Origin of the sequence: Enterococcus sp. DIV1208 (genome assembly GCF_050530455.1) — a bacterium.
Classification (GTDB): domain Bacteria; phylum Bacillota; class Bacilli; order Lactobacillales; family Enterococcaceae; genus Enterococcus_B; species Enterococcus_B hirae.
Window position 1 is genome coordinate 2,487,386 of the sequence record NZ_CP172887.1, and the last position, 26,139, is coordinate 2,513,524.

At 37.2% G+C, this 26,139-nt stretch carries 20 protein-coding genes and 1 pseudogene; 4 read left to right on the forward strand and 17 right to left on the reverse strand.

The annotated features are described in order from the left end of the window. Positions 1-137: 137 nt before the first annotated feature. The 7 genes from IGK91_RS11515 to IGK91_RS11545 form a co-directional block, all read right to left on the reverse strand. Positions 138-1,451 carry an NCS2 family permease gene (locus IGK91_RS11515; RefSeq protein ID WP_010737017.1) on the reverse strand — a complete coding sequence of 438 codons (1,314 nt, stop codon included), beginning with the start codon at positions 1,449-1,451 and terminating at the stop codon, positions 138-140. A gap of 229 nt (positions 1,452-1,680) precedes the next feature. Further along, positions 1,681-1,941, reverse strand: a complete 261-nt coding sequence (locus IGK91_RS11520) for a hypothetical protein (protein WP_010737016.1) — start codon at positions 1,939-1,941, stop codon at positions 1,681-1,683. Positions 1,942-2,043: 102 nt separating this feature from the next. Further along, positions 2,044-2,400 carry a VOC family protein gene (locus IGK91_RS11525; RefSeq protein ID WP_010720978.1) on the reverse strand — a complete coding sequence of 119 codons (357 nt, stop codon included), beginning with the start codon at positions 2,398-2,400 and terminating at the stop codon, positions 2,044-2,046. Positions 2,401-2,688: 288 nt separating this feature from the next. Beyond that, positions 2,689-3,399, reverse strand: coding sequence for a B3/B4 domain-containing protein (locus IGK91_RS11530; protein ID WP_081123424.1), 711 nt, complete (start codon positions 3,397-3,399; stop codon positions 2,689-2,691). Positions 3,400-3,412: 13 nt separating this feature from the next. Next, positions 3,413-3,937: a GNAT family N-acetyltransferase gene (locus tag IGK91_RS11535; RefSeq protein ID WP_010737014.1), complete on the reverse strand. Its 525-nt coding sequence runs from the start codon at positions 3,935-3,937 to the stop codon at positions 3,413-3,415. Between the two features lie 13 nt (positions 3,938-3,950). Beyond that, complete coding sequence (locus tag IGK91_RS11540) at positions 3,951-4,403, reverse strand: MarR family winged helix-turn-helix transcriptional regulator (protein ID WP_010737013.1); 453 nt, start codon at positions 4,401-4,403, stop codon at positions 3,951-3,953. A gap of 95 nt (positions 4,404-4,498) precedes the next feature. Continuing rightward, the gene (locus IGK91_RS11545) at positions 4,499-5,098 is read right to left on the reverse strand and encodes an NUDIX hydrolase (RefSeq protein WP_010737012.1); all 600 of its coding nucleotides are present in this window, start codon (positions 5,096-5,098) and stop codon (positions 4,499-4,501) included. A gap of 256 nt (positions 5,099-5,354) precedes the next feature. Here IGK91_RS11545 and IGK91_RS11550 point away from each other — a divergent pair, with 256 nt between their 5' ends. Beyond that, complete coding sequence (locus IGK91_RS11550; RefSeq protein WP_010737011.1) at positions 5,355-6,809, forward strand: helix-turn-helix domain-containing protein; 1,455 nt, start codon at positions 5,355-5,357, stop codon at positions 6,807-6,809. 137 nt (positions 6,810-6,946) lie between these two features. Here the strand turns inward: IGK91_RS11550 and IGK91_RS11555 are convergent, their stop codons facing one another. From IGK91_RS11555 to tdc, 4 genes are all read right to left on the reverse strand, one after another. After that, a complete protein-coding gene (locus tag IGK91_RS11555) occupies positions 6,947-9,490 on the reverse strand; it encodes an HAD-IC family P-type ATPase (RefSeq protein ID WP_034867962.1) in 2,544 nt (847 codons plus the stop codon). 109 nt (positions 9,491-9,599) lie between these two features. Beyond that, the gene (locus IGK91_RS11560) at positions 9,600-10,919 is read right to left on the reverse strand and encodes an amino acid permease (RefSeq protein WP_010737009.1); all 1,320 of its coding nucleotides are present in this window, start codon (positions 10,917-10,919) and stop codon (positions 9,600-9,602) included. A gap of 16 nt (positions 10,920-10,935) precedes the next feature. After that, entirely contained in the window at positions 10,936-12,366 is a 1,431-nt protein-coding gene (locus tag IGK91_RS11565; RefSeq protein WP_081123426.1) for an amino acid permease, read from the reverse strand. 315 nt (positions 12,367-12,681) lie between these two features. Next, positions 12,682-14,514 carry a tyrosine decarboxylase gene (tdc, locus tag IGK91_RS11570; protein WP_010720987.1) on the reverse strand — a complete coding sequence of 611 codons (1,833 nt, stop codon included), beginning with the start codon at positions 14,512-14,514 and terminating at the stop codon, positions 12,682-12,684. Positions 14,515-15,009: 495 nt separating this feature from the next. Here tdc and IGK91_RS11575 point away from each other — a divergent pair, with 495 nt between their 5' ends. After that, complete coding sequence (locus IGK91_RS11575; protein ID WP_010737007.1) at positions 15,010-16,440, forward strand: helix-turn-helix domain-containing protein; 1,431 nt, start codon at positions 15,010-15,012, stop codon at positions 16,438-16,440. Positions 16,441-16,674: 234 nt separating this feature from the next. On the opposite strand, the gene IGK91_RS11580 is transcribed toward IGK91_RS11575, so the two are convergent. From IGK91_RS11580 to cas9, 6 genes and pseudogenes are all read right to left on the reverse strand, one after another. Then, positions 16,675-17,034 (reverse strand): DUF1622 domain-containing protein, encoded by a 360-nt coding sequence (locus IGK91_RS11580; protein WP_010737006.1) that lies wholly within the window; start codon positions 17,032-17,034, stop codon positions 16,675-16,677. Beyond that, positions 17,024-17,395: a DUF1622 domain-containing protein gene (locus IGK91_RS11585; RefSeq protein ID WP_010720990.1), complete on the reverse strand. Its 372-nt coding sequence runs from the start codon at positions 17,393-17,395 to the stop codon at positions 17,024-17,026. The genes IGK91_RS11580 and IGK91_RS11585 overlap by 11 nt, the downstream gene beginning before the upstream one ends. A 552-nt stretch (positions 17,396-17,947) precedes the next feature. After that, positions 17,948-18,607: a type II-A CRISPR-associated protein Csn2 gene (gene csn2, locus IGK91_RS11590; protein ID WP_034867967.1), complete on the reverse strand. Its 660-nt coding sequence runs from the start codon at positions 18,605-18,607 to the stop codon at positions 17,948-17,950. Further along, positions 18,597-18,941 (reverse strand): CRISPR-associated endonuclease Cas2, encoded by a 345-nt coding sequence (gene cas2, locus IGK91_RS11595; protein ID WP_081123427.1) that lies wholly within the window; start codon positions 18,939-18,941, stop codon positions 18,597-18,599. Before cas2 ends, csn2 begins: the two co-directional genes overlap by 11 nt. Further along, entirely contained in the window at positions 18,938-19,804 is an 867-nt protein-coding gene (gene cas1 / locus IGK91_RS11600) for a type II CRISPR-associated endonuclease Cas1 (protein WP_010720993.1), read from the reverse strand. The genes cas2 and cas1 overlap by 4 nt, the downstream gene beginning before the upstream one ends. Continuing rightward, positions 19,786-23,548, reverse strand: a pseudogene (cas9, locus tag IGK91_RS11605) (type II CRISPR RNA-guided endonuclease Cas9). Before cas9 ends, cas1 begins: the two are co-directional and overlap by 19 nt. A 673-nt stretch (positions 23,549-24,221) precedes the next feature. On the opposite strand from cas9, the gene IGK91_RS11610 reads away from it, so the two are divergent. Further along, complete coding sequence (locus IGK91_RS11610; RefSeq protein WP_010720995.1) at positions 24,222-24,350, forward strand: hypothetical protein; 129 nt, start codon at positions 24,222-24,224, stop codon at positions 24,348-24,350. 53 nt (positions 24,351-24,403) lie between these two features. Then, complete coding sequence (locus IGK91_RS11615; RefSeq protein ID WP_010720996.1) at positions 24,404-26,098, forward strand: oleate hydratase; 1,695 nt, start codon at positions 24,404-24,406, stop codon at positions 26,096-26,098. The last annotated feature ends 41 nt before the right edge of the window (positions 26,099-26,139 follow it).

The following is a 26,139-nucleotide window of genomic DNA, read 5'->3' on the forward strand; positions in this document are numbered from 1 at the left end:
CTTTCAGTTGTTACCGATAACAATTTTTTCCAAAAAAGAACCCTGGCATTTGTTTTCTCGCTAACAATAGCGAGATCTCCATTTGCCAAGGTTTTTTTACTTGTCACACATCATAAAAATTAATCAACTAAATCAAGTTAACTAATGTTCAGTATCCACATGAAGCCAATAAAGACAAAGAATAACAGATACATGATCGGTGATACTTCTTTTCCGCGTTTTGCTGCGATCATAGTAATTGGATAGAAGATAAATCCTAATGCGATCCCATCAGAAATACTGTAAGTTAACGGCATACCGATCAAGATCAAGAAAGCTGGAATGGCGATCTCTAACTTGCCCCATTCGATTTGACGCAACGATTGTGCCATCAATACACCGACAATGATCAGTGCTGGTGCTGTTACTTGTGAAGTCACTACTGATAGCAAAGGTGAAAAGAATAAACCGAATAGGAATAAGATCCCGGTCGTTACTGCAGTAATCCCAGAACGGCCACCAACAGCGATTCCGGCAGAAGATTCAACGAAAGCCCCAACTGGTGAAGTTCCTAATAAAGAACCTGCAAGCATGGCTGTTGAATCAGAAGCCAACGCTTTCCCAACACGAGGCATTTTGTTATCTTTCATAAAACCAGCTTGATTAGCTAAACCGACTAACGTTCCTGCTGTATCAAAGAATGTAACTAATAAAAAGGTTAATACGACTACCCACATTTGTAGTGAGTTGATGTCTCCGATATGTTTCAATGCAACTAAGAATGTTGGCTTTAAACTTGGTGCAGCTGAAACTAATTGAGAAGGCATAGGAATAAGTCCAGTCACTAATCCAAGAATTGTGCTAGCTACCATCCCAATAAAAATACCTCCTGGAACACGTCTTATCAATAAGATTGCTGTCACAACTAACCCAAAAATCGTCAACCATGTTGAACCTACGCTTAGTGATCCTAACCCCACTAATGTGGATTCATTTGAAACGATGACTCCTCCTTCATTCAAGCCAAGGAAAGCAATAAATAAGCCAATCCCACCTGAGATCGCATATTTTAAATCAGCTGGAATTGCATCAATGATCATTTCACGTAATTTGAAAATCGTGATTAAAATAAAAATCAAAGAAGCAACGAACACGCCTGCTAAAGCTGTTTCCCAAGGAATCCCCATTCCCAAACAAACGGAATAAGCAAAAAAGGCATTAATCCCTAATGCTGGCGCAGTACCAATCGGGTAACGTGCCAAGACCCCCATTAAAATACAGCCGATCGCACTTGCTAATGCTGTAGCCGTAAACACCGCACCTTCGTCCATTCCTGATGCGCCTAAAACTGTTGGATTGACAAATAAGATATATGCCATTGAGATAAATGTTGTAAAGCCTGCAAGTATTTCTCTTCTGACGGTGGTACCTAATTTTTCAATCTCGAAGTAGGAAAGTAGTTTTTCCTTCATCTTTCATCCCCCTAAAACCGAACATTTATAAAAAAGTCCCTCAAAATTTTGAATTATTTAAAAACAACGTGTTTAATCATATACTAAATCAGAACATAAGTAAACAAAAAAGTCGGATTTCAAGCAAAATCCGAACTTTAAGTTTTTTTGATCGTTATGAACTGATTTAACAGTTTTTTTAATAGAAAAGGAGCATTTCAAACAAAATAGCGTACCAAATCGGTTTGCTTTAGCTATTTTTTAGCTGCTCTTTTCCGATGCGTTTTTGTTCTTCAGCAATGAATCCCTTGATGTCACTTTCTGCCGAAAAATATTTACTAATTTCACTAGAATTAGTCAACGAATTCAAGCCGCCATATCCTGTATCTACCATTTTCCCCCAACCTTTTGTTGGCTTTTTCCCTGTCTTCAAGTTTTTCATACGGATTTTTTCACTTTTTTCTTCTCGTCGTCTCTGTGAATATTCTTCCATTTTTGCGATTAGATTCATGACAGTCTCTCCTTTCCTTCAAAAATTTGTTATTCATTTATTTAAATTCCTTGTCCTGTGCATCTCCTTTTCAAACACCAGGACCTCTTCTGATTTCAAACATTACAACTTACCGATCACAAAATAGTTTCCTTCTGGATCAGAAAAGTTGAACGTCTCTACGCCATTGTTCTCCATGATTTCACCAGCATTCTCTATTTTTTGATAGATCTCCTCAAATTGATCCGTAAAGAAAATGATCGAAGGAGTCGTACCTAACACTTCTGGCGAAAATCGTTGGACAAAAACTTTTGGAAAAATCCCTAATTCAAATTCTGGTGAAAGTTGCACGATCGTACTTTGAAATTCTTCTGGTAACTCAATCGTTTCACTAACTGTTGCGCCTAGAGTTTCGACAAAAAATTGACTAAGCACTTCAACATTTTCTGCATAAAGCATGACTCTGGTTTTACCGATCATCTCTGATCCTCCTTTGATGGTGTTGATCCTTTTCATTAAGTATATCATGAAAGCGGATAATCAAAGAATTCTCGGTTTAAGAATCGAAAAATCCGACAAGATTTGACAGACTGTGACGATTCTTTGTCAGTTTGTCTTGTTTTGATAAGATTTGATGGCACAACAGTGAAACGAAACCATTCAAAACTACACTCGTTAGAGAAAACAAGATCACATAGAAAAATCCCTCGTTTTTCTATGTGATCTTATTGGTTGAGCTACTTTTTCTTCCTACGTTTCGCTCCTACTTCAAATGTTCATTTCTGGATGTTCCTTCGTTAGCGTAAATGTTTTCCCTTCTACGCCAAATGTTTGTTCCACGCGTTTTTTCAATTCTGTCATTGCTTTTGCGCCACGTGATGCTTGCTCTTTTGTGACTGATTCAATAACCAAAATGGCTTTAGTCGTGTCTTCCGTCAACATTGTCCGTTGCGCTTCTCGCCAGTTGAAACTGCGACAGATTGCTCCTTCGTTATCGTAATAAATGATTTCTTCTGGTAAAGCTGGTGCATCAGCTTCTGCTCCTAGAGGTAAGAAACTTTCACCACCATGAGCTTTTCCTAGATGAAGATCCCCTTTGATTTTTTCTTGATCTTCTCCTCCACATGGCACACCAAATGTTAGAGAAATACTGTTATAGATATCGACTAATGGGTTGATAGGGAAAAATTCACGTTCTTGGCTAGCTCTTTTTAATAACGCTTCAATCGATGAACGGGCTCCTTTTTTGGTTTTAAAACGTGAAAAAGCTTGACGCCATTGGGCAATGACTTCATTTTGACTGAATGTTTCTTCTGTCAAATATCCTCTTGCTTCTTTCGCTGCATCATTCAATAGTTGATGGAATTGTTCTTCTTTGGCTTTATCTACATGATTATCGGTACCTTCGACTACCAAAACTTCAATTGTTGCTTCTGGAAAGACTTCCCAAAAATTTTGTTCTGCGATGATTTTTTCCATGTTTCTACTCCTTTTATTTCTGTAAATTTTTGACATATAGATAATCTGTCTGAGCATCATCTCCCATATAAAAAATATGTTGGCTATGATGTTGGAATCCATGTTTTCTATAAAAAGCTAAGGCAGGATAGTTATGTTCCCATACCCCTAACCAAATCGCCTCTTTTTGTTTTTCTTGCGCTTTTTGCACAGCAAATTCGATCAATCTAGATCCAATCCCTTTAGATTTAAATGGCGATCGGACATAAATACGTTCGATCTCTAAAAATCCTTCTCCCATTGCTTCTGTTTGTGCTTGCCCTATATTTAATTTTAGATAGCCAGCAATCCGGTCATCTAGTACTGCCCAATAAAATTCTGACTGTTCCTCTTGTAGTTCTCGCCTCAATTTATCGAGCGCATAAGCTTCATCCAAATAGGTCGTCATCAATTCTTCACTGTTGTGTTCACCAAAGGTAGCTTGATAGGTCTCGATACTAATTGCCTGTAATTTTTCTACTTCCGTTTCTTTGATCCCTACGATTTCGATTGTTTTCACCGCTCCAGTCCTTTCAATAAATTCTTTTGTTTCCTTTTTTTATATAATGCCAATCTTCACTCACATTTTTCCGAACTTTTTGCAAAAGTGTGTGTAATTGCAAAACTTCTTGCTGGGATAACCCTTTGACAGCTACTTGATTGGAATAATGATGCTCTCGAAGGATAAACGGATAGACTTTTTTTCCACGATCCGTTGGGTAAAGTTTTTTTATCTTTTTATTTTTTTTATCTGGCATGCTTTTTATCAGGTCTTTTGCTATCAATTTTTTCACCGCACGTGCCGTTGTTGTTCGGTCAACGTTGATCATCTCAGCTAACTTTTCTTGAATAATGCCAGGATGTTCACAGATTCGTACTAAATACAGATATTGTCCTCTTGTCAAATCAACTTCTTGAAACTCAATGTTACTAATCGAGTCCAAGGCACGGGCAATTGCTCCAATCTCTCGAATGATTTCGTCCATTTTAGCCCTCCCTTACCTAGCTTTAGTATGATTTTACTCTTTTTTATTGCATTTGCAACAAAAAATCACTAAAAATAAAAAACTACCTTCCCTGATCAATCACAATAAGGCAAGGTAGCTTTTTCTAAAATCAATAGTTGCTCTTTGGTCGTACGTTTCAGCGAGAGTTTTGGTAAATCATTTAAGTGGAAGAATTTCATATTAGAAGTTTCATGGTTTGCCACAAACGTACCTGACAAGATAGCGCAAGAAAAAACAATTTTATAATACTGAAAGGCTTGAGGGATGTCTGTGCGCAGATTCGTATCAAATATCGCTAATAATTGACCTACTTCTACCTCTAATCCAGTTTCTTCTTTGACTTCTTTACGTATATTTTCTTTAGGAGACAAACCAACTTCTGCAAATCCTCCTGGTAATGACCATTCTTGTGTTTTTGTATCTTCGATCAATAGAATCTTCTCGTCTTGTTTGATCCATGCACGTACGTCAACTTTTGGTGTTGGATATCCTTCATGAGCTTCTATTAGGCTTGTCCATTCTTCCTTTGTTTCCAATCCCACTTCACTCAGCAGCTTCAACGAGATTTCTTGCAGCTCTTCATATCGTTCTTTGTCAAACACGTCTTTCCCATAAAGCAATCCAGCTTGAGCAATCGCTAGTAAGCGGCGATAATCGTTTAGTCTGTTTTCCATTCTACTCACTCCTCTCACATGACTATCTTTTTACTTATTTTAGTATAAGTCAAATTTTTTAGCTAACTTCTACTTTAAATAAACGAAGGCTGATTGAAGTAAAAAAATCCAAAAAACTCATCCTTTATTTGATATTGTGCCTTTTTTCATTATACTAATGGTAAGCGCTATCTAAAATAATCAGGTTTCATTATGAAGATGCGGCGAAACGAGTGTCTTCCTCACTTGTCATACTTAACAAAGAAAGGTTGATCCGATGTATTCTTTAATGAAAAAAATCATTACTGAAAAAGATATCAAACGCCAAGTCTCTTTAGTGGAACTATTACTGAATCACTCGCAAATAACTGTGAACGAATTGGCCGAAGTTGTCAATACCACAGAGCGTACGATTTTTTCTGATCTTCAAACAATCAAAACCCAATTACCTAAAGGCTGGCTAATCAATAGTGACCAATCAGGGATTCAACTAAAAAACGAACAGAATCTCCTGACAAATGAACTGTGGGAAATTTTTCTGACACAGTCGATCAGTGTCCAATTATTGAAAGAATTATTAACGATTAAAGAAGTCGCTACCCCCACCTTTTTAGCACGTAACGGCTTGTCTTACGAAACATTGAATCGTCATGTCAAAAAATTGAATCAACAATTAGTCGTCTATGAATTACAGATCGAACAAAACCGCCACCGTTTGTCGTTTTCAGGTGAAGAAGAAACCATTCGGCTATTTTATCATCGGTTACTTATGCCGTTTACCCATAACAACTATTTTTTCGAGGATTACTCGATCCATGAATCACACTACTTCCGATTTCTCAAACGTTTACGACAAGCTGAGTTAGCTGTTGATACCGAAGAGGTATTCGGGATTTGTTGGTTTTTTATCAACACGATTCGGATCAAAGCTGGTTGTCGAATCCCGACTTCATTGTTTTCTACCCAGGATCAATTATTTTTACTCTATGCTCCTGAATTAGAAAAACTGTACCGAACTGAAGGGGTCTATCTTAAAGATAAAGAAGCAGCGTTTGCTTTTTCCTGTTTTCTTGACAGTTGGAACTATAACAACTCTTACCCGCCTATGATCTTGGATATTTTACACCGTCACCCTGCAGAAACAAACATTCGTGAATTTGTAAATCGTCTATCAGAAAGCTTAGCTATCAAAGAGTTAGAACAAACAAACTTACCGGAAAATTTGATTTTACTACTCCTGAAATACTATGAATCACCGTTATTGATCGAACAAACAACCAAACAATATCACTATTATTTAAAAGAATATGAACAAGAATACCCAGAGTTATATCCTCATAAATTCGCTTTGTTGCAACAAGTTAAAGAATCGACGAGCATGGTCAAAAAGGTCACCAATGAGACTTATTTCTTTTATTTACTTTCTTTATTGATCCAACAGACACTTTTAGCCGTGCAGCCGTATCAAGCAACGATTTATTTTATTTTTCAAGGGGAACCTTCATGGAAAGCTTTTTTGCAACAAGAATTAAATGCTTATTTAGGCAAACGAGTGATCTTGGAACCCATTGAATTGAGTCAATTGTCAGATATCACTATCAAGAAAAATGATTTATTAGTTTCAAATATTCCGATCGATACACCGCCAATGCCTGTCATTTATCTTTCAACGATCCCGACAAAAAATGAATTGGATCGTTTAAGTGACTTATCGTTGCGATCGTATTTGTAACTCACACTTAGTTTTTTTATGCTCTGTCTTAACATCGATCAATGATCAAGTAACTAACAAAAGCTTATAAATGTCTATTTGGTAATGGCCAAAGAGTACGTTTATAAGCTTTTATTTCCTGTTTGTGGTGGTACTTTTTACGTGGGTAACTCAGCATTTCTTTTTTTGGCGATCATCTTACTGATCCGCTTTTCGATCTCAACGATTACAAAAAGTATTAGAATATTTAGTAAGATCGGTAGTTGCTCTGTCAGGGAAAGACTTGTTGTCCCAATTAGCTGTTGTGCGATCGGTAAGTAAATCACTCCTGCTTGCAAGAGGACCAACATCCCGAGTGACAAGAACAACGCTTTGTTTTCAAATAAACTACGATTCAATGAAGGATCAAGTAACTCGCGGCAATTGATCATATACACAGCTTGAGCAGCTACGATATTTTGTAAAAGCATGGTTTGTTGGAGCGCTTGTCCTTCAAAGCTCATTGCTAGTAAATAAGCAGGAATCATGATCAGCAATGACACATAAAAGATTCGGAACACACTGTAGCGGGTGAGAATCCCTTGCTTTGGATCTCTCGGTGAGCGACTCATCGTGTCCTTACCAGCTTTTTCAAATCCTAAAGCATAGGATAACGTGATCGTAGTAACCATGTTCACCCATAAAATTTGGACAGGTGTCAGTGGTAACGGCTGGTTAACGAGTAGTGCCCAAATAATGACCAGTCCTTGGGCTAAAGCTGTTGGTAAGAAAAAATTGATTGTTTTTTGAAGATTGTCGAGAATCCTCCGCCCTTCTTTGACCGCTTTAGCGATCGTATGGAAATTATCATCACCCAGTACCATGTCCGCTGCCTGCTTGCTCACTTCACTCCCTTTGATTCCCATAGCGATTCCTACATCAGCACGCTTCAAAGCTGGCGCATCATTCACACCGTCACCCGTCATTCCAACGATTTCTTCATTTTTTTGAAGAGCATCCACGATCCGTAACTTGTGTTCCGGTGTCGTTCGGGCAAATACATCTACTGATTTCACTTGTTTCGCTAGTTCTTCATCGGATAAACGATCAATGTCAATTCCTTCTAACACGTTTTTTGTGTGTTTGAGACCGATTTGTTCAGCAATTGCCTGCGCAGTGTCTTTATGGTCTCCTGTGATCATTTTCACCGAGATCCCTGCATTTTGACATTCTTTGACTGCTCGGATCGCACTCTCTTTTGGTGGATCGATAATTCCTGCAATCCCTACAAAGGTCAGTTCGTTCAATTGATCATGTCCCAATTCTTGATCAGGAGCAAGTGTCTTATAAGCAAAGCCTAAGACTCGTTGTCCTTTTTGGGCGAGTTTCATCGCTTCCTCTTGCCATTTTCCGACTTGTTTCGGTGTCAAGTTCGCTTTTGCTAGTAATACTTCTGGTGCCCCTTTGACATAAACAATCGCATGTTCCTGTTTGTCATGCATTGTTGCCATGTATTTATAGCTTGAACTAAATGGGATTTTTCCTTTGACTGGCTCCAAAGGTAGTGATGCTTTTGCCGTGTAACGTAGTAAAGCAAGTTCGGTCGGGTTTCCTGTTAATTCGGTCACGTTTTGATTTGCTTTGGTTTGGATCTCTTGGCAGTTTTTCATGATTGCCAACATGGTTTCTTCTTGATCCGTCACTGTTTCGACAACACTCATTTCGTTTTTTGTCAGGGTTCCTGTTTTATCCGAACAAATCACGGTCATAGAGCCAAGAGTTTCCACAGAAGGCAAGCCTTTAATGATCGCTTGCTCTTTAGCCATTTCGTTCACACCTAAAGAAAGGATCATCGTGAGTACTGCTGGTAAACCTTCCGGGATCATCGAAACGATCAAAGCAATAATCGTTGAAAATAAGAAGTTCATTTCCAAGCCATATCTAAATGTCGTGAAAAAGAGTAAGAACAAGCTAAGGAAAAGAATCCCACGAAAGATCTGCTTGTTTAGTTGGTTGATCTTTTTAACGAGTGGTGTAGTTTGTTGTTGGACTGATTGTAGTGCCTGATTGATTTTCCCGATTTCAGTGGTATCTCCCGTTTCGATGACCACACCAATCGCAGTCCCTGTTTGAACTAAGGTACCAGAAAATGCCAGATTCTTCTGATCTCCGGTTGAGACAGTTGTCGTCAATCGTTCGCTAGTCTTTTCAACTGCTTCCGACTCCCCCGTCAATGCGGCTTCTTCTACCATGAAGTCATGGACCTCAATCAAGCGAACGTCTGCAGGTATAACATCGCCTGCTTTCAACGCTAACAAATCACCTGGTACTAATTCCTTAGCTGGAACCAATTCTTTGATCCCTTCTGTGAAAATCACCGCGTTCTGTCCTAAAAGTTTTTCTAAGCCGTTTAACGCTTCCTCAGCCTTTCGCTCTTGCCAATAACCAACAAAACTATTGACGAGAACGACTGCCAGAATAATACTGCCTTCAATCACTTCTCCTGTAAAAAATTTTAACAAAGAAGCAACCAATAAGATAATCATCAATAATTCTGTCAGATGCTTCAAAAACTTTCGTAATGGACTAACTTTCTTTTTTACTTCTATATGATTATAGCCGTTTTCTTTTAAACGACTGATACGCTCATCTTGGTTTAGCCCATCTGGAGTCGTTTTGAGTGTCTTCATCACTTCTTGGGCTGTTTCTTTATACCAGACCATCGCAATCCCTCCTCTTTCGGTTGTGATACTTTTATTATAGGTAGGAGAGACTTGATTTAACGTCAATTATTTCAGAGGGCCCTGAAAAAAATAGGGGAAAAATATCGAATCATTTTGGAGAGGTCTGACGAATCCGTTGATAGATCAAGTTCAAGGCACCAAACCAAACAACGGAAACTACGGGAATCACACGAGTAGTTGGTTCAAAAAACAAACTGATTCCTACCAAACCAAAAAAACATAGAATGAGTCGATCTTTCCATTTTTTCAACTGACTTTTCGTTAATTTTAGATGGGCAAATAAAATAGCTGACCAGACAAATAAGAACGAAATCGTGGTCATGCCTGCAAGTAATTGAAATAAAATCCGACTATCTGATACAAAAAAGTGTAAACAAAGTCCTAATAAAAACATGCCTCCAGTAAATAAGATACCGTGCAAGGGCACACCTCGAGAAGATAATGTTAGAAACCATTTGGAAAGATTTTTTTCTTTTGCCGTATTATATAAGATACGACTCGTACTATAAATGGCACTATTCGTGGAAGAAAGGGAAGCAACCAAGATGATCAAGTTGATGACTCCTGCCCCTTTGCTACAATGAATGAACTGTAACATCGTGACCAACGGACTTTCTTTTAAATCTAAAGATTGCCAAGGAACGACTAACAAAATCGCCACGATCGTTCCAATATAGAAAAAGAGGATACGTGCGGGTAAACATTGGATCGCTTTTTTAAGGTTTTTCTGTGGATCTGCTGTTTCGCCCACCGTTAAACCGATCATTTCAACTCCGGCAAAACTAAATAAAACCATTGGAAAAGCAGCAACTAAGCCGGTTAGTCCAAATGGAAAAATGGTTTGGAGCTGATCAAAATTTTCTCTGACACCAATTCTTGGTGACTTGAAGTACAAAAAGCAAACGCCAATCCCTAAAAGAATAAATAATAAAATCCCAAAAATCTTGATAGTTGAAAACAAGGATTCCAACTCACCAAACCAACGAACCGCAACTACGTTAATGATCACTAAGGCAATAAGTGCGAAGATCCCACTGATTAAGGGAGAGAGTGCTGGTAACCAAAAGCGGATATATAAACCAATCGCTGTCAATTCGGTCAATCCAGCACCCATCCAACATAACCAATACGTCCAGTTGACTAAAAATGCCCATCGTTCGCCTAAATAGTATTGGATGAAATCGCCGATCGATTGAAACTCATTATTGGATAAAAAGAGCTCACCCATCGCATACATCAACCCATAAATAGCGAGGCCGCAAACAAAATAAGTAAGCAAGACAGCAGGTCCCGCCAACTTGATTGCTTTGGCAGAACCTAAGAATAGTCCAGTCCCGATCGCACCTCCTAGCGCAATCATCTGGATATTCCGGTTCGTCAAAGTTTTCTTCATTGTGGTTCTTTCCATCTTACTCACCTTTTCTTTATTCTTGATTCAATTTTTGTTGGACTTCTTGTTCCCATGATGGTTTTCTGATTTTATCAATACATAATGGGGCAATGAATAAGATCAAACTAATCACCGTTACTGCGAAAAAGTTGATCAACGTTCCAGCTTGCATCGTCAAACCTACCGAACAGCCAATTGCTGCAAAAAGAACAAGTACAACGATCCATGCACCTAAATCACCCTTACCACCTTTTTTACCGATTCTAAATGGTCGGGCAAGTTCAGGTTTGGCTTTTCTTAATTTCAAAATAGCAATCCCCATAATGACATATACAATACAATAAATCACTGTCGTGGAGTTCACTAACATCAGAAATGCCTGATTGACACCTGGTATCAACAAATAAAACAAAGCAAAGATCGAAATAATCGTTGATTGTGTTAAGATTACTGATTTTGACACATCAAATTGGTTCGTTTTCCAAAAATTGAATTTTGGTGGATATGCTCCTTTTCTCGCACTTGCAGTGACTGTTTTGGCTGGTCCTGAAGCCCATGCAGATAATTGGACAGCTACACCTACAAAGACTAATAGACTGAAAATATTAACGATGATATGTGGTAATCCTAGAATCTGACAATAGATTGAAATGGATTGCGCAATATTATTCAACTCCATTTGGCCTTTAGGTACCACATTTGCTACGACTAACGCATTCAACGTATTCACAAAGAAGAGAAAAATCAATGCAGCAAAGATCCCTTTAGTATAAGTTTTTACAGGATTTTTCAAACGGGTGATGTAGACAGATGACATCTCGATCCCCGTAAAGATAAACATGATTGGTGCAAAGTAAACGAATGATTTCGCTGTTTCTGCATCAGGGATCAATTTAGCCCAAGAAAAATGACCTAATGTTGCATGTGGTTGGATACCGACTTTGATCCATGAAAAAATACCTAAAAGAAGCATAATTGCTAATGGAATATATAGACCTAACCAAACACCGATCTTCCCACCAATTTTAGCCATATCAAATTTCAAATTTAATAATGTAATGATCCAATACACGACTAGAATAACGATCAAAGTAAATTTACTATTCAACCCTAAAGGAACGTTATCAATCATATTACCCAATAAAGGTGCTAGCGCTGAAGCGACCATCACCATCCCTGGAAACATTTGGACCCATAAAAGCCATGAGACAACAAAGCCCCATTTTCGTCCTAAAGAATTTGAGACCCAGAGTTCTGGTCCACCTTTTTGGGGAAATATCCCAGCAAATTCACCTGAGATCAACGAAATAGGAAAAGCATAAAATAATACCGCTACAAGCATATAGAAAAGCATCGTCCAACCCGTGGCTGCAACATCAGGAATGTTCCGAACACTAGCAACTAAGGCACAAGTCATACCGATGAATGTCAGTGTAGTGATTTGTGAAGTTTTCGAATCTGTCATTGTTATTTTCCTTCTTTCCATCAACACAGAATAAACTATCTAATTTGAACGTTACAGGGGGGAAAAGCTATGAACGAAAAAAATTAATGGCAGTACTTCATTTTGAAAAAGAACTGCTTGCGTTTACCCGATTACTCACTAGTCTTCAACTATCTGAGTTTGACATAATCTTGATATCTTGAATCGGAAAAGCGTTTGAACATCCACTCTTTCTACTCTGAATACAACAATTCAACGTGCATCATCTATCTTCTTTGATCATAGCTTCCTGTAACACCGTTCTTCACTAGACAGTTTATCGGTTAATTTTTATTGTTATAAGATTTCATTGAGTGTTTTTTCCATGGCTTTGGTAATGCCTTGCGTATAGAACTCGAAAATCTTGTCATCATTAAGATATGGTGTCATAATTGCCGCTCTTAGCAATGTCACTTTTTGTTCTTTTTGCCATTCTTCTTTCGAAAGACCTATCCGTTCAATGAAAGGAAGTGGGGAATCTCCATATTCTTCTTTCATAAAGGTCGTATGTGAAGTAATGAAATGTTCACTATAAACATCCCCTTCCATATAAGAAGAACGATTGAACATTTTTTCATTCAATTCATTGATCGTTTTTAAATCCGTGCATCCTTTGACTTTAAATACCCAATTGACCATATTAAAATCTGGATGATTCAAAGGATAAACTTCAATCGTTTTCCCTTTGATGGTAAAGCTCAATTGTTCTAAAAATGCTCGGAATCGTTGAGCTGCTTCAATCGAGGCACCAATCAATTGACCATAACCAGTAATGTTCAATGGCAATACACGATGAGCAGTCCAAACAGCAGCAGCCGTTGCCCCGGCTTTTGATCCTTCTAAAATATAGGCGCCTAACATGTCCGGTGCTTTTACTGATTTTTCAAAAACATAAGGAGCAAAATAGGAAATAATGTTACGCATTTCTTTGTGTTTGATTACGATACCTCCAGCAGCATAAGGAACATAGCCCATTTTATGCGGATCGATCGTGACCGAATCTGCCTCAGAGATTGCTTTGAACCCATCGTAAACACTTTGATCAATGGAAACATCATAATTAAATACATGATGTTCTTCAAAAAAGTCTGGCAGAGATTCATAAGGTACAAACTCGCCTGCTTCATTTAAGAACAATGCACGTGCATATCCGCCATAAGCTGCGTCAACGTGAAGATAGAAATAAATTCCTTCTTTGTATAATTTTTCTCGCAATTCGACGATTTTATCTACACTATCCACTTGGCCTTCTTCCGTAGTCCCAACGACCGCTACCACACCTAGGACTGGAATTTTTTGTGCGGCTAATTCACGGATCGTTTTTTCTAAAATAGCAACATCCATACGATAATCTTCTTGAACTGGGATAGCGATCATTTGATCTAAGCCAATCCCGCAAATGTCTAAAGCTTTCATCCATGAATAATGCTTCGTTTGTGGCACTAACCATTTGCCAAGTTCTTGGAGGTGTTTCCCACTACGAGATGAAGCTGCTTTGACAGCATCTAATTCTTCATCACTGAAGGTTCCAACCATTTCTAAGATTTCTTCGACAGAAAGATTCAATAGTTCCCAATCTGTTTTATCTTTGACTTTTTCAGGATAAACTTCCTTCACTGCAAGGGGAATAGATTTGATACAACGTGCATACCAAAGACCTTCAAGGTTTGCGATCGAGCCATCTGCTGTAATATGGCCCCAGCCACCGGTCATATTGAATAAATCAGCAAAATCTTGTCCTACTTCTGCCTCCATTTGTGAAGTTGCCATAGAAGATTCCAATGCCACATTATTCGGATTCCAAAGCATAGCAAAGTTATAAGCAAGCAAGGCAGGCATCAATGTCTCAGCGTTCATTTGACCCCAATAACGCCCAGCAGAATGCCAAGGGATCGATCCTGCACGCATCCGTTGACTGACTTCATCCAAAACTTCCACCATATGCTCACGAGTGGCGATATATCGAGGTGCTTGTTTGTCGGCTTCACTAATGGCTGCAACGTCACCAGGAAGATAATTCTCTCTCCAACCTAAATGTTCATCGACCATCTTGTTCAATTGCATTTTGTAAAATGCGCCATTTTCTGATTTGTCGCCAATAAAGACGGCTTTGATATCCATATCTTTCATGTCTATTACCTCCATATTGTTCTCGTTGGCCAACGATTTTGTAACTGCAGATGAAACCATCCATCTGTATCACACTACTGACTATAGAACAAAAAATGAGATAATTTTTTTTATAACATTGTAAAATAACCCCTTTTTTTAGAAAAAAATAAAGAAAGTCTGATTTTTCAGAATTTTCTACTCATAATAACGAATATTTTATAAAAACATGAGATAAAAAACTGTCGTTTCTTAAGTGTGTTTAAAAATAAATACGTATATTAAAAAAATAATTATTTTATTTATCCGTTTACTCATCCATTTTTTACTTTTATTGTATTTTTTTCACAAGAATTTTTTCTCTTTATATTTTTATAAAACATCGTTTTATAACAAAAAAGCTTGTCATCACAAGCTTTTTCATTCATATGAAAAAAAATAAAGGTGTTTTAAACTTTAAATCATGGCATAATGAATAAGACATTGTTCAACCATCTACAAAACGGAGGAGTTTTAATGTTTGAAGACTATTTGGAAAAAAATATTTTACGCCAGTTATTTCTTTGCGGTCAATTCTATCACAAAAAAGAAATCGATTTAGACGAACTATCCCATTTATTACAAGTCTGCAAAACAACGTTACTCAATGACATCAAAGCGATTCGAACTGAACTCAAGGATGAGATCATCTATAGCCACCGAGAAAAAGATACTTGTTCCTTGTATTTTGATCCTACGATCCCTCGTTTTCGCCTGATACAAAAATTAGCACGCCCTTCTTTATTTCTTAAAACTTGTCAGTTATATCTTGAAAATGAACCTGATTATCTCCAACTGACTGAAATCGAGTATATTTCTGTTAGCAAAGCGTATTCATTAAAAAAACAAGTACTTGCTTATTTTGAAGATTGTGACATTCAAATCCAACACCACTCTCCACGATTTACGGAGATCGAACGTCGTTTATTATTATTGAATGTGACTTATCGAACGGGCACCTTGAAGATCCCAACACTTCCAGCAGACTACTTCCTGGCAATAGATGAATTTATCGAATCGGTAACCTTTAATAGTAGGCGTATCTACGATAAAGACAACCGTGAGATCTTACGTATTGGATTGTTGATCAGCTATTTGTCTCAAAAAAAGCATCCTTTATCGATTGAACAAGATTTTATATCCGAACTTCAAAAACGCCCCATTTATCAATATGTGATGGATGCATGGCATACAACTAAACTAAAACATTATTATCAAGAAAATGAAGTATACTTTGCTTTGATCTTATTTAATCTCAGTGATTATGGCTTCAATTCTTACCAAGCAATCGAAGAAGACTTCTGTCACCTCCATCAAGTTTTCATTGAAGATAGCCAATCAATCAAGCAACTGATTACCCAGTTTGAAAGCTATTTCAATCGAAAATTCATCGGTAACCGAGCATTCGAACGCGCTTTAATTCGTTTGATGCGCACCGCATGGGATAATTATCAACTCTTTGTACCTGAAAAATTTTATCTTCTGTCCCCAGAACAGCAATCCTTATTAGCCGAAATACAGCCTTTATTCAACCAATGGTTAGCCCAATTACCTTATAGACTACGACTTAAAATCAATTGTTTGGACGCTTTCGTTATTGAATTAAGTGGCATTTTACGCATTAATAAAACAAAACTCCACGTCCGTATCGTTACCAACTCAGACGTAAAATATCTGATTTACCGAGAAGCCTTAGAGTCCGTCACTACTTTCGATATGGAAGTCGATCCCGTTGTTTATCAGCACTTAGACGAAGCGATAAAAAGTGCTGCACAACAAGAAAACACTCGGATTTTATGTGAAAAAACTCTCTATACGCCAGAAGCAGAACAGTTTCCGACAATTGTTCCCGTTTCCGTAGACACAATTGAAAAATCGATTGTCTGGGCAGTTCAAGCAGTTCGATAAGCCGTGTTGGGAAAAAACGGCGTATGCTTCGCTGAAAGCCAGCTTCCAGTGAAGAAACCAAGTTGTTAGAACAACTGTTTAATAACGTTCGTTCTGTAAAATGGCTGATGTTAGGCAATTAAAAAGCAAAACAAAAAATCTCAAAACATGGAAAGTCGTTTTGAGATTTTTTCTATATTGCAAATGTTTCTACGTTGGCGCGCCATAATAAACTAATTGAGTGATACTTATAACTTATTGTCGTGCATCCGAGCCGATTTCTTTATTTAAAAAGAACGAAATGATCGTTCGGATCACAACCAAAGCAGCTAACTGGAAGACATCTTCCAAGGTTGGTTTGATAATGGACTCAATGATACCAGCTGAGATCAGGACTTCTAAACTCAACAAGATATAGCCACCTAACATTTTTTTGATTGCATTGTTTTGGTTAATCCGCTCTGCTTTGATTCTTCGTTCCGTAAAAGAAAAGTAGAGAAAATCTTTGATAGCTAACCAGGCACCCCAGAGAATGATTAAAATAGCAAAAACGTCTAATATGATGACTAATTGTTCCAAATAAGGGGCAAGTTTCTCGATCAAATTAATTTCCATTATGTGTTCCTACCTTTACTTGCTTTTTATCTTGTGTTTCTAAATTCAAGAAATAGGAAATAATCGTTCGAATAATGATGATCACTGCTAATTTTAAAATATCTGTCCAAGTTGGTTTGATAACTGATTCAATGATATCTGCTACCACTAGCACCTCTAGACTCAGCAAAATATAACTAGCCAATAATTTGCGTACTTCCGCATTTCGGAAATTACGCTGTTCGTAGTCTTTTTTCAGTGGGTGCCAGTCAAAAAGATTTTTTAAGACTAAAAAAATCCCTACCAGCAAAATAATGATTGAAGCAATATTCAAAATTGCGATCAACCAGTCCAAATAAGTTATCAAATTTGTATCAAACATCTCACTGTCCCCTCTCACATTCATTTTAGTTCACGAACAAATGCCTACTGTTTGATGATAGAGAAAAAGCACGAAATTAGCAACTCATCTTTTCTTTGAGAAAATGAATTCGTTTCAATGTTGATAAGACTGAACAATTGTGTCCTGTTCCGTAAACATACCCATTCATTTTTAAAAGGCACGATTCCCCCTTTCAATGATCAAAACTTAGCAGATTCAACAACTGAAGACACTTTCCTATATATAAGTAAAAAAAGAGCCTACTTTTCATGATAAAGTAGGCATCTTCATTCATTCAAAACAACATAACTCTAAAGCTACCTCTTATCATAGTTGATGAGGTCAGCACTCAAAATAACACAAAACTAAAACAGCGATCGAGTAAAGCACAACGCTTCTACATTTTGGAAACATTCAAAACAACATAGCTCTAAAACCTCGCAGAAAAATTTTTTTCTCACGAAATCTCGTAATCGCGCTACTCGTCCATAGCAAAACTTTCGTCTTGAATGCTCATTCATGCTGTTTTTTGTTATTTTGATTGTTCTTATTTTACCACATTTCTTCACACAAAAAATAGTCTTGATCTAAAACAGTTTGCTTCAATCCTTTTATTTTTCGTGGTTCGATAAAAAGGACAGGCATATGACACAAAGAAATATATTCCTGTAGTTCAGCCATTTCTGTGGTTGTTAAGTACGCTCCAACATTGATAAAAACCAAGCATTTCTTTTTCACTAGATACTTATAAATCTGTAAAATCTCCATTATTTTTTGAAAGATTGATTCTGGTTGCGTCGTAATTCTTATTTTTAATGCTTTGAATAGCTCAACCATACTCATTTCTTCACAGACTAAATCTAATTCATGTTCTAAGAGTTCCTCACTAATCCATTCCTGAACCTTGGTGGTTAATTGATCAATCCTTGATTTTAGTTCGATGTTTTCATTTAATTGTTGCTCTAAGTCAGCATAGATCAGCTTCAATGTAGTCGGAGCTTGGCTATCAAAACTTAAGATATCCGTCACAACTATCAATTCTGATGGTTTGAGTAGCTGTAATTTATCATTGAAAAACTTTAACATGCTATTTTCACCATACTGGTAAACTCCATGAACGACTTTTGAAAAAACTTCCACATCTTCAATTACAAAAATCAGCGCTTTTTCAAAGCTTATCGGTTGTTCTAATAAAGAAAAGTTAAGGTTCATCCTCCACATCCTCTCCTAAAAAAATGACTCGTTCGTCTGAATTAGCTGGACTCAGGTCTTTTTCCTCACACAAATAAACCATTCGTGAAAATTGTTTTTCAGTGACCGTTAGTAAGGTAACTAAGCCCTTTTTAGGATGATGGGCTTTTAATCGACCGAGCATCGCTTGATTAGCAGTACCGTTCAACAACAACTTACTATATACTGAAAATTGATGCATGATAAAGCCTTCACTCAGTAAAAACTTTCTGAACCTTCGATAAACTTTTCGATCATCGCTCGTCTCTGTCGGCAGATCAAACATTAATAACATTCTCATGTAACGATAACTCATATTCCGAAATAAGGAACTCCTTTCCCTTCATTATTCAATGTTTTAATCGTTTTATTGGTGTAATCCGTCACGATATTCGTTAAGAACATTTCTTTTTTCCCATATAAATACTTTTGTGAAAACAAATCAAACAGCCTTCTTTTGATAATTGGGAAAGGTTGATCACGATATGTATAAACAATTTGATCAACTAGCGGACGAAATGGTTCCATCAAGTCACTTGCTAGATTAAAATCATTAAATTGGTTCGCATGTTTTAAACCGAATTGTGTCATACAACCATTTTTAACGATTTCTCTTGCAAACAAACTCATTAGCAGCGTATAACCATAATCTAACCCCGCATTGATTTCATTCGACTCCTCCCGCGTGAATTGATTACCAAACAACGTTTGAAAGTAGATTCTTGCCGCATGCCCTTCACGATTCGTCGGATCAAATGTTTCCAATTCTTCTGATAATTTGGAAAGCGCAGATGCCTTTTCAACAAAATCATTTTCTTGTAAAAAACGACATTGGTTATGGATCTTTTGGGCAATGATCGTTGTCCAAACTACGCCCTTCAAGTCCGATTCCCACTGAATTTGTTTAGATAACTGCAAACTACTATCATGTCGCCCATAATAGGAGAATAATTGCGATGACGGCAATCGCTTGTCATCGCAAAATATCACTAAGATTTTTTCATCTGTTAAACGCTTCAACAACATTGTCGTGATCGTGATATCGGTTGTTTCTAAAATAAGGATATCGATCTCAGACAAATGGATTTTTTCCGTTTGTTGCGCATTTTTAAACACCAGATGATTATTTGCATAAGTCAGTTTAGAATGGGTATTGATTACTACTGTTCGCCAGCCCATAAGTCACCCATCCTTATCCTCGTTTCGTATAAACCAGTGACCGACTGGTAAATGATCGTAGCATCCCAAATCTCCGTTAAGCTGGTATAACGTTTTCGAGGGATCGTTACTCCGAAAAATTTAAAGTCTGCTGGAGCACCTATCGCATTGAACTGTAACAACTGCAAAAAGGATTGTGCGATCATCGAAGTCTCTCCATATTTGTTTTCTTCATAGAGTTCTTGAATTCGCTCTATATTTTTATCCGCAAGTGTATACTTTTCTGCAAAAGCGAGAACTTCGGTTAAGATGGCTGAGAAATCAGAAAGATGAGTATTGACGTAATCAAAACTTTCTTGATAGGTGATTTTGTCATAATGTTGCGCATGGTATAACAAGGTTACTAATTGGTCCGATAAGATGAAAGGATTCCCTTTTTGCGACTCCTTGTGACTTGCCAGGAATCTTCTGCGCCCATTATCAAACTCAAACAAGGTATATTTTGGCAATTTGATAAACTCTGTCACCTGAGGAAAGCCTTTTTCTTTTAAAAATGTAGTCGGATCTTTTTCAAAAGCCGCTTGTTCCATGATGGTAATTCCTTCAATTGCCCTGGTTTTCTTTTGTGTCTTCCCTTTGGCATAAACAAACGCAATGGCATAGGCAATGACTGGACTTCCAAAACCACCGTACTTCGTCACATCCCAATTATTTTTCCGTTCGATCAGTTTATCAGGTTTTTCTTTTGAATTGACCGTTTCCTTATAGAAACCACCTTTTTGTTGTTCGACTTTTTTCACTACATTCACTTGATGGGAGCTAAGAACTTTTTTGATCCGTGGGAGATGATGGCTTTTTTCCCAATAAATTTCCCCATTTTCATCGCAAAACGGTTCGTCTGATTCAAGGAACTTTAAAATATTGGAATAAAATTCTTTTTTAGCGGTAGCTTTATTTTCTCTTGCTAAACTATATTTGACATACTTTCCATAGACAAATTCAGGTGCTAATTTAGGGTACCGTTTTAACAAAACATTCGCAATAAAACCATTTAAATACGCATCATGCGCATGATGATGTGGATTGATCTCACGTACTTTATAAAGCCCAAAAGTTTGTCTGAATTGGCTCGTCAATGTTGCTTTTAGCGTAATAATCTGTACCCCATCACAATCTGTTCCTTCCTCTTCCTGATTAAACGATTGATGTAAAATATTCGCAACATGTTTCGTGATTTGTCTCGTTTCGACTAATTGCCGCTGAATAAAACGGGCTTTATCCTCTGGTGTCAGTTCAATTTTGGTTAAATACGCATATTTTTTTGGACTAATCAATTTGGCTTCTTTCAGTTGATTCCAAAAGATCCGTTGCTCGTTGACTATTTGTTTTTTCGGCACATCGTCGCGCTTCTTTTGATTTTGTTTACTAGCAACTAACACCTTGTTATCAATAGAATTATCCACAATAAAACTTCTCGGTATGATATGATCCACTTCGTATTGGTGAAGATTCTCGATTTCTAGCGGTTCTCCCGTATACATATCTCTGCCATTTTGCAAATAGTACAGGTACAACCGTTCTTTTTGGAGCGCTTTGTTATCTGTTGGCTGTTCTTTTAATAACGTGCTTCCTATCTGTTTCAACCCATTTTCTAAAGCTTTAAGACGTGGGCTCGTCCGATGCGTTTTTTGGTTTTCTCTTGCCATTTCGATCACGATATTCTTTGGTTTGTATCCAATGATCGCAATCAGTTCTTCCACGATTTTAAGACTTTGCCAAATTCCTTTTTTGATCGCCGGACTTCCTGGTAAGTCTTGTATGACGTCAACTAATGATTTATGTTTAGAAAACACCGTTGCTTTTGCAATTTCTTCTTTAAAAGATAAATGCTCATCATTGATCAGCTGCATCAAATTACGGTTACGGTTAGCCGGAACGTCATCATCGTTGATTAGATAATCAAGGATCGTTTTATTCGTTTTTCGATCTCTGATGCCATGGATCAATTTAGCTGAGAATCTTCCCCAGCCAGTGTAATGTTTTCTTGCAAATTCTTTGAGCAACTTTTCACCGAAGACCTCTTGATACTTACTTAATTGATGTTTAATCATTTGACGGTCTTCAAAAATGGTGAGTATTTTTACGATATCCTCAAAAATCGGTTCCATTTCGGGCTGTTCCAACCACTCTTGCATGGCTTTTTGGTTTGTTTTTGCTAATTTCATAAAATCATGATACGTGCTATACGAAGCATTAAATGCTTTTTCAATACCAAAAATCTGGGCATTTTCAATATGGTAATGCGTATACAAAAAGTTTTGTAATTTTTTGACAGTGATTTTTCCTCGCTCTTTTTGAAACAACTGTTTAAAAATCTGCTGTTTCTCATCACCTGAAAAATACTGTTTCACACCTCGTTCATCTTTATAGCTCACTTTGGTTAGTTCATTGAAAATCATATATTTTTGATAAAGTAAGCTATTTTTAGGAAGTACTTTTTCTGTCGGTAAATACGTATCTTGCTTTGTCATTCTTTGAATAAAACGCATCGCTGATTTTTCGATATCTACGACTTCTGAAAAATTCCACGGATTGATTTTTTCAGCTGTTTTCCGCTCGATCCAAGCAAAAGAACTAGCCTCTTGTTCTTTTGCCAAAGGACCGACATAATAAGGGATTCGAAATTTGAATAACGCAATGATTTTTGGTGGTATCTTTGAAAAAAACCGTTGCTTTTTGCGGTACGTTTTCTTTCACGAATTGTTTGAATTTTGCCAAATCAGCTTTATGCCGTTCATACCGTTCGACCATCCCTGAAGATAGTTTTGCTTTCGTATGTTTGACAGTTGAAGAAATAATCTCTGATAATAAGATCGCATCATGGACTTTCTTTGCTTGCAAAAAGATATCTAGGTACTCATCACCGATTTTTTCTAACAAAGACTCCAGATCTTCTTCATAGGTTTCCTTTGAAAATTGGAGTTTTACTTCTGCTTCCAAATCAAATATACGTTTAAAGTTCGCTTGATTCCCAACGATCAATTTTAAACATTGAGCAAAAAAGCTGTTGATTTTTTCTGTAGGATAATATTTGAGGATTTCTTCCACTTTTTTCGTCTTCGATAATTTATCTGTCAAAATAGTTAAAACGGGTTGGTGAACGATCAGTGGTTGATCTGATTGTTTGCTATACTGTTCTAAAAAAACACGAAAACTTTCTTCAATAGAGGTATTCTCCGTATCCAAGTCTCCTTCAAACAAAAAATGACCACGATATTTCAATAGATGAGCCAATGCCAGATAAACCAAACGGAGATCTTCTTTTTCCGTTGAATCGACTAACTTTTGGCGCAAATGATAGATTGTCGGATATTTTTGATAATATTCTTTTTCTTCCTCTAACGTGGGGAAAATCGATGCTGGTTTGTATTGTTTTTCTTCTGGAACTAAGAAGCTTTCTTCCAAACGTACAAAAAAGCAATCATCTTGTTTGCAGAGTTCTTCAGCAAAAAGATCTTGTAATTTGCTGAGTCGATATTTTCTGCGAGCCAATCTTCGGCGATTCGTTCGCTTAGTTCTTCTAAACTCCGCTGTTTGACCTTCATCAAATAATCGTGCGCCCCAAAAATTTTTTTTGATTTTCTTTTTTTCAGTATTTCCGTGAACGCTCATTTTCCTTTTCATTAATTGATAATCATCTGTTAGTACCGCCCAGCCCACAGAATTGGTTCCTATATCTAAACCAATCGTATAGTCCTTTGTCATTCACTATCCATCCCTTCTTTTAACATTTACACAACTTAGCAAGTTGTCTTCTTTACAATTGCCAACCATCATGAATAGTTAGACAAAGTGATTTTCTTTTTCTACTTGTAACTCTTTGGTATTATGCTATAATCAATTTGTTGGTAGCATTCAAATCAACATAGCGAGTTAAAATAAGGCATTGTCCGTTATCAGCTTTTAAAGCAAGCACTGTCTCGGTGCTTTTTTATTTTGCCTTTTTTGTTATATATAGAATTTTTAACAGTTTTACTATAACACAAAATTTTTATGCGATTTTTATTTTTGAAAGCATTTTATTTAGAATTTTGATTTTAAAATCAAATCTAATGAAACTTTTTTTAAAAAATAATTCTAATTACCTAATGATTCATCAGATATAAAATAACACAAACCTCTTACATATCCTTTCATTGCTATCTGGCAAACCATTCTTTCCAGATTTTCTGCCAATCTTGATTTTCTTCCCAAGCTTTCCATTTTTTCAGCTGACCAACTTTTCGATTCCATTGACTTACTTTTGCTCAAAATTAGACACTCTGTTCAATCTGTCCAAAGTTTGGATATTTGATTACCCTATCATTTGGCAATTAGAATGAAAGGTTCTATCCTTTTACATAGAAGGACGAGAGAAAAAACAAAGGAGGAACATCTTATGAGTAAAAAATGGATCAAACTAGGTATTGGACTAGGCATATTAACATTGGGTGCTGTTTATCTTGGTAAAAAGACAGGCTTGTTAGAAGATGATCGTCATTTGTATGATGAATTTGAATCGATCTAGTCAAAGAAACGAATCGTCAGACTGTTCACTTGTAAAATACTGGAGGAATCACAATGAGAAAAAGTAAAGCAATAATGATTGGCGCTGGAATCGCCAATATGGCAGCTGCTGTTTATTTGATTCAAGAAGGAAACTGGCGTGGTGATCAGATTACGTTTTATTCTTTAGATGACCATGGCTCCAATGATGGTGCCCCAACGGATACCGTTGTCGATGAATATTGGAATAAAAATCATCCCTTAGAAAACAAAAAGGGCTATATCGCCCGTGGTGGACGTATGCTCAATTATCGAACATACGTGGATTTGATGGATCTCTTAAGCCGAATCCCCTCTGTCACCGAACCAGGAATGACTGCGGCTGAAGATACTAGAGATTTTGATGCAAAACACCGAACATTTGATAAAGCACGTTTGATGGAAGGCGGAAAAGGGATTATTGACGGTGGCAAACTAGGATTTAACAATAAAGATCGTTTGTTATTGACTAAGCTGATCGCCATGCCTGATTCAGAAGAAGAAAAATTAGATAATGTCACAATTGAAGAATACTTCAAAGATGATCCTCACTTCTTTGAGACAAACTTTTGGTTTATGTGGGAAACAACTTTTGCTTTTCGTACTCGTAGTTCTGCCCAAGAACTTCGTCGCTATATGCATCAAATGATTTATGAATTTACACAAATCGAACATTTGGTAGGAGTAAACCGAACTCGCTACAATCAGTATGAAAGTATCATGTTGCCATTGATCAATTATTTAAAAGACCAAGGATGTCAAATCATTTTGAACCGCCGCGTAGTCGATTGGGAATTCAAAGAAACTCCGATGCAAGATGAAATTACAGTGACTGGCTTAAAAATGATCAACACGTTAACCAATGAGGAAGAACACGTCGTGGTTGATGGTGATACGGGTGTGCTTTTCACTAACGGATCAATTACTGATTCGGCTACACTAGGTGACTACGATACACCAGCTGTTGAAAATATGGATTATGGTGCTGCTTCTAGCTTGTGGAAGAAAGCCAGTGAACGTTTCTATAATTTAGGTAACCCTGACAAATTTTTTGCCGATCGTGATGCCAGCGAATGGGTCAGTTTCACTTTAACAACTAAGGACCATTTGCTTTTAAATGAAATTACTCGGATCACGACACAAGTCCCTGGTAATGCATTGAATTCATTTATCTCCACTACACCAATCACACCACTCGGACAAAAAGATGTCAATATGTCGATCGTCGTTCATCACCAACCACATTTTACTTCACAAAAACCAAACGAAACCGTCATTTGGGGATATTTCTTATACCCTCGACGTCGTGGAGAATTTGTGGATAAGCAATATATCAAGATGACTGGGAAAGAAATGTTAGAAGAATTGATCGGACAACTTTCGAAAGTCGATCCTGGTCCTGAAAATATTCGAACGAAGGAAACCGAGATTTTTGATAGCGTTGTGAATAATATTCCTGTGTATATGCCTTATGCTTCTGCATTATTTAATAATCGAGCAAAAAGCGACCGACCAAAAGTGATTCCTCAACACTCAACGAACTTGGCATTTACTGGAGAATTTGTCGAACAACCTTATCAAATGATCTTTACGGAACAAAGTGCCGTACGCTCTGGCGAGATCGCTGCTTTCCATTTTGCTGGTATTCCAATGTCACGTCTTGTTAAAACTCCAAGATATGACAAAGATATTCCTACATTGATGCGTGCTGCTAAGAAAATGTTTGAATGATCGATGCAATAAGGTAGCAACAAGGAACAACCGCAACAAAA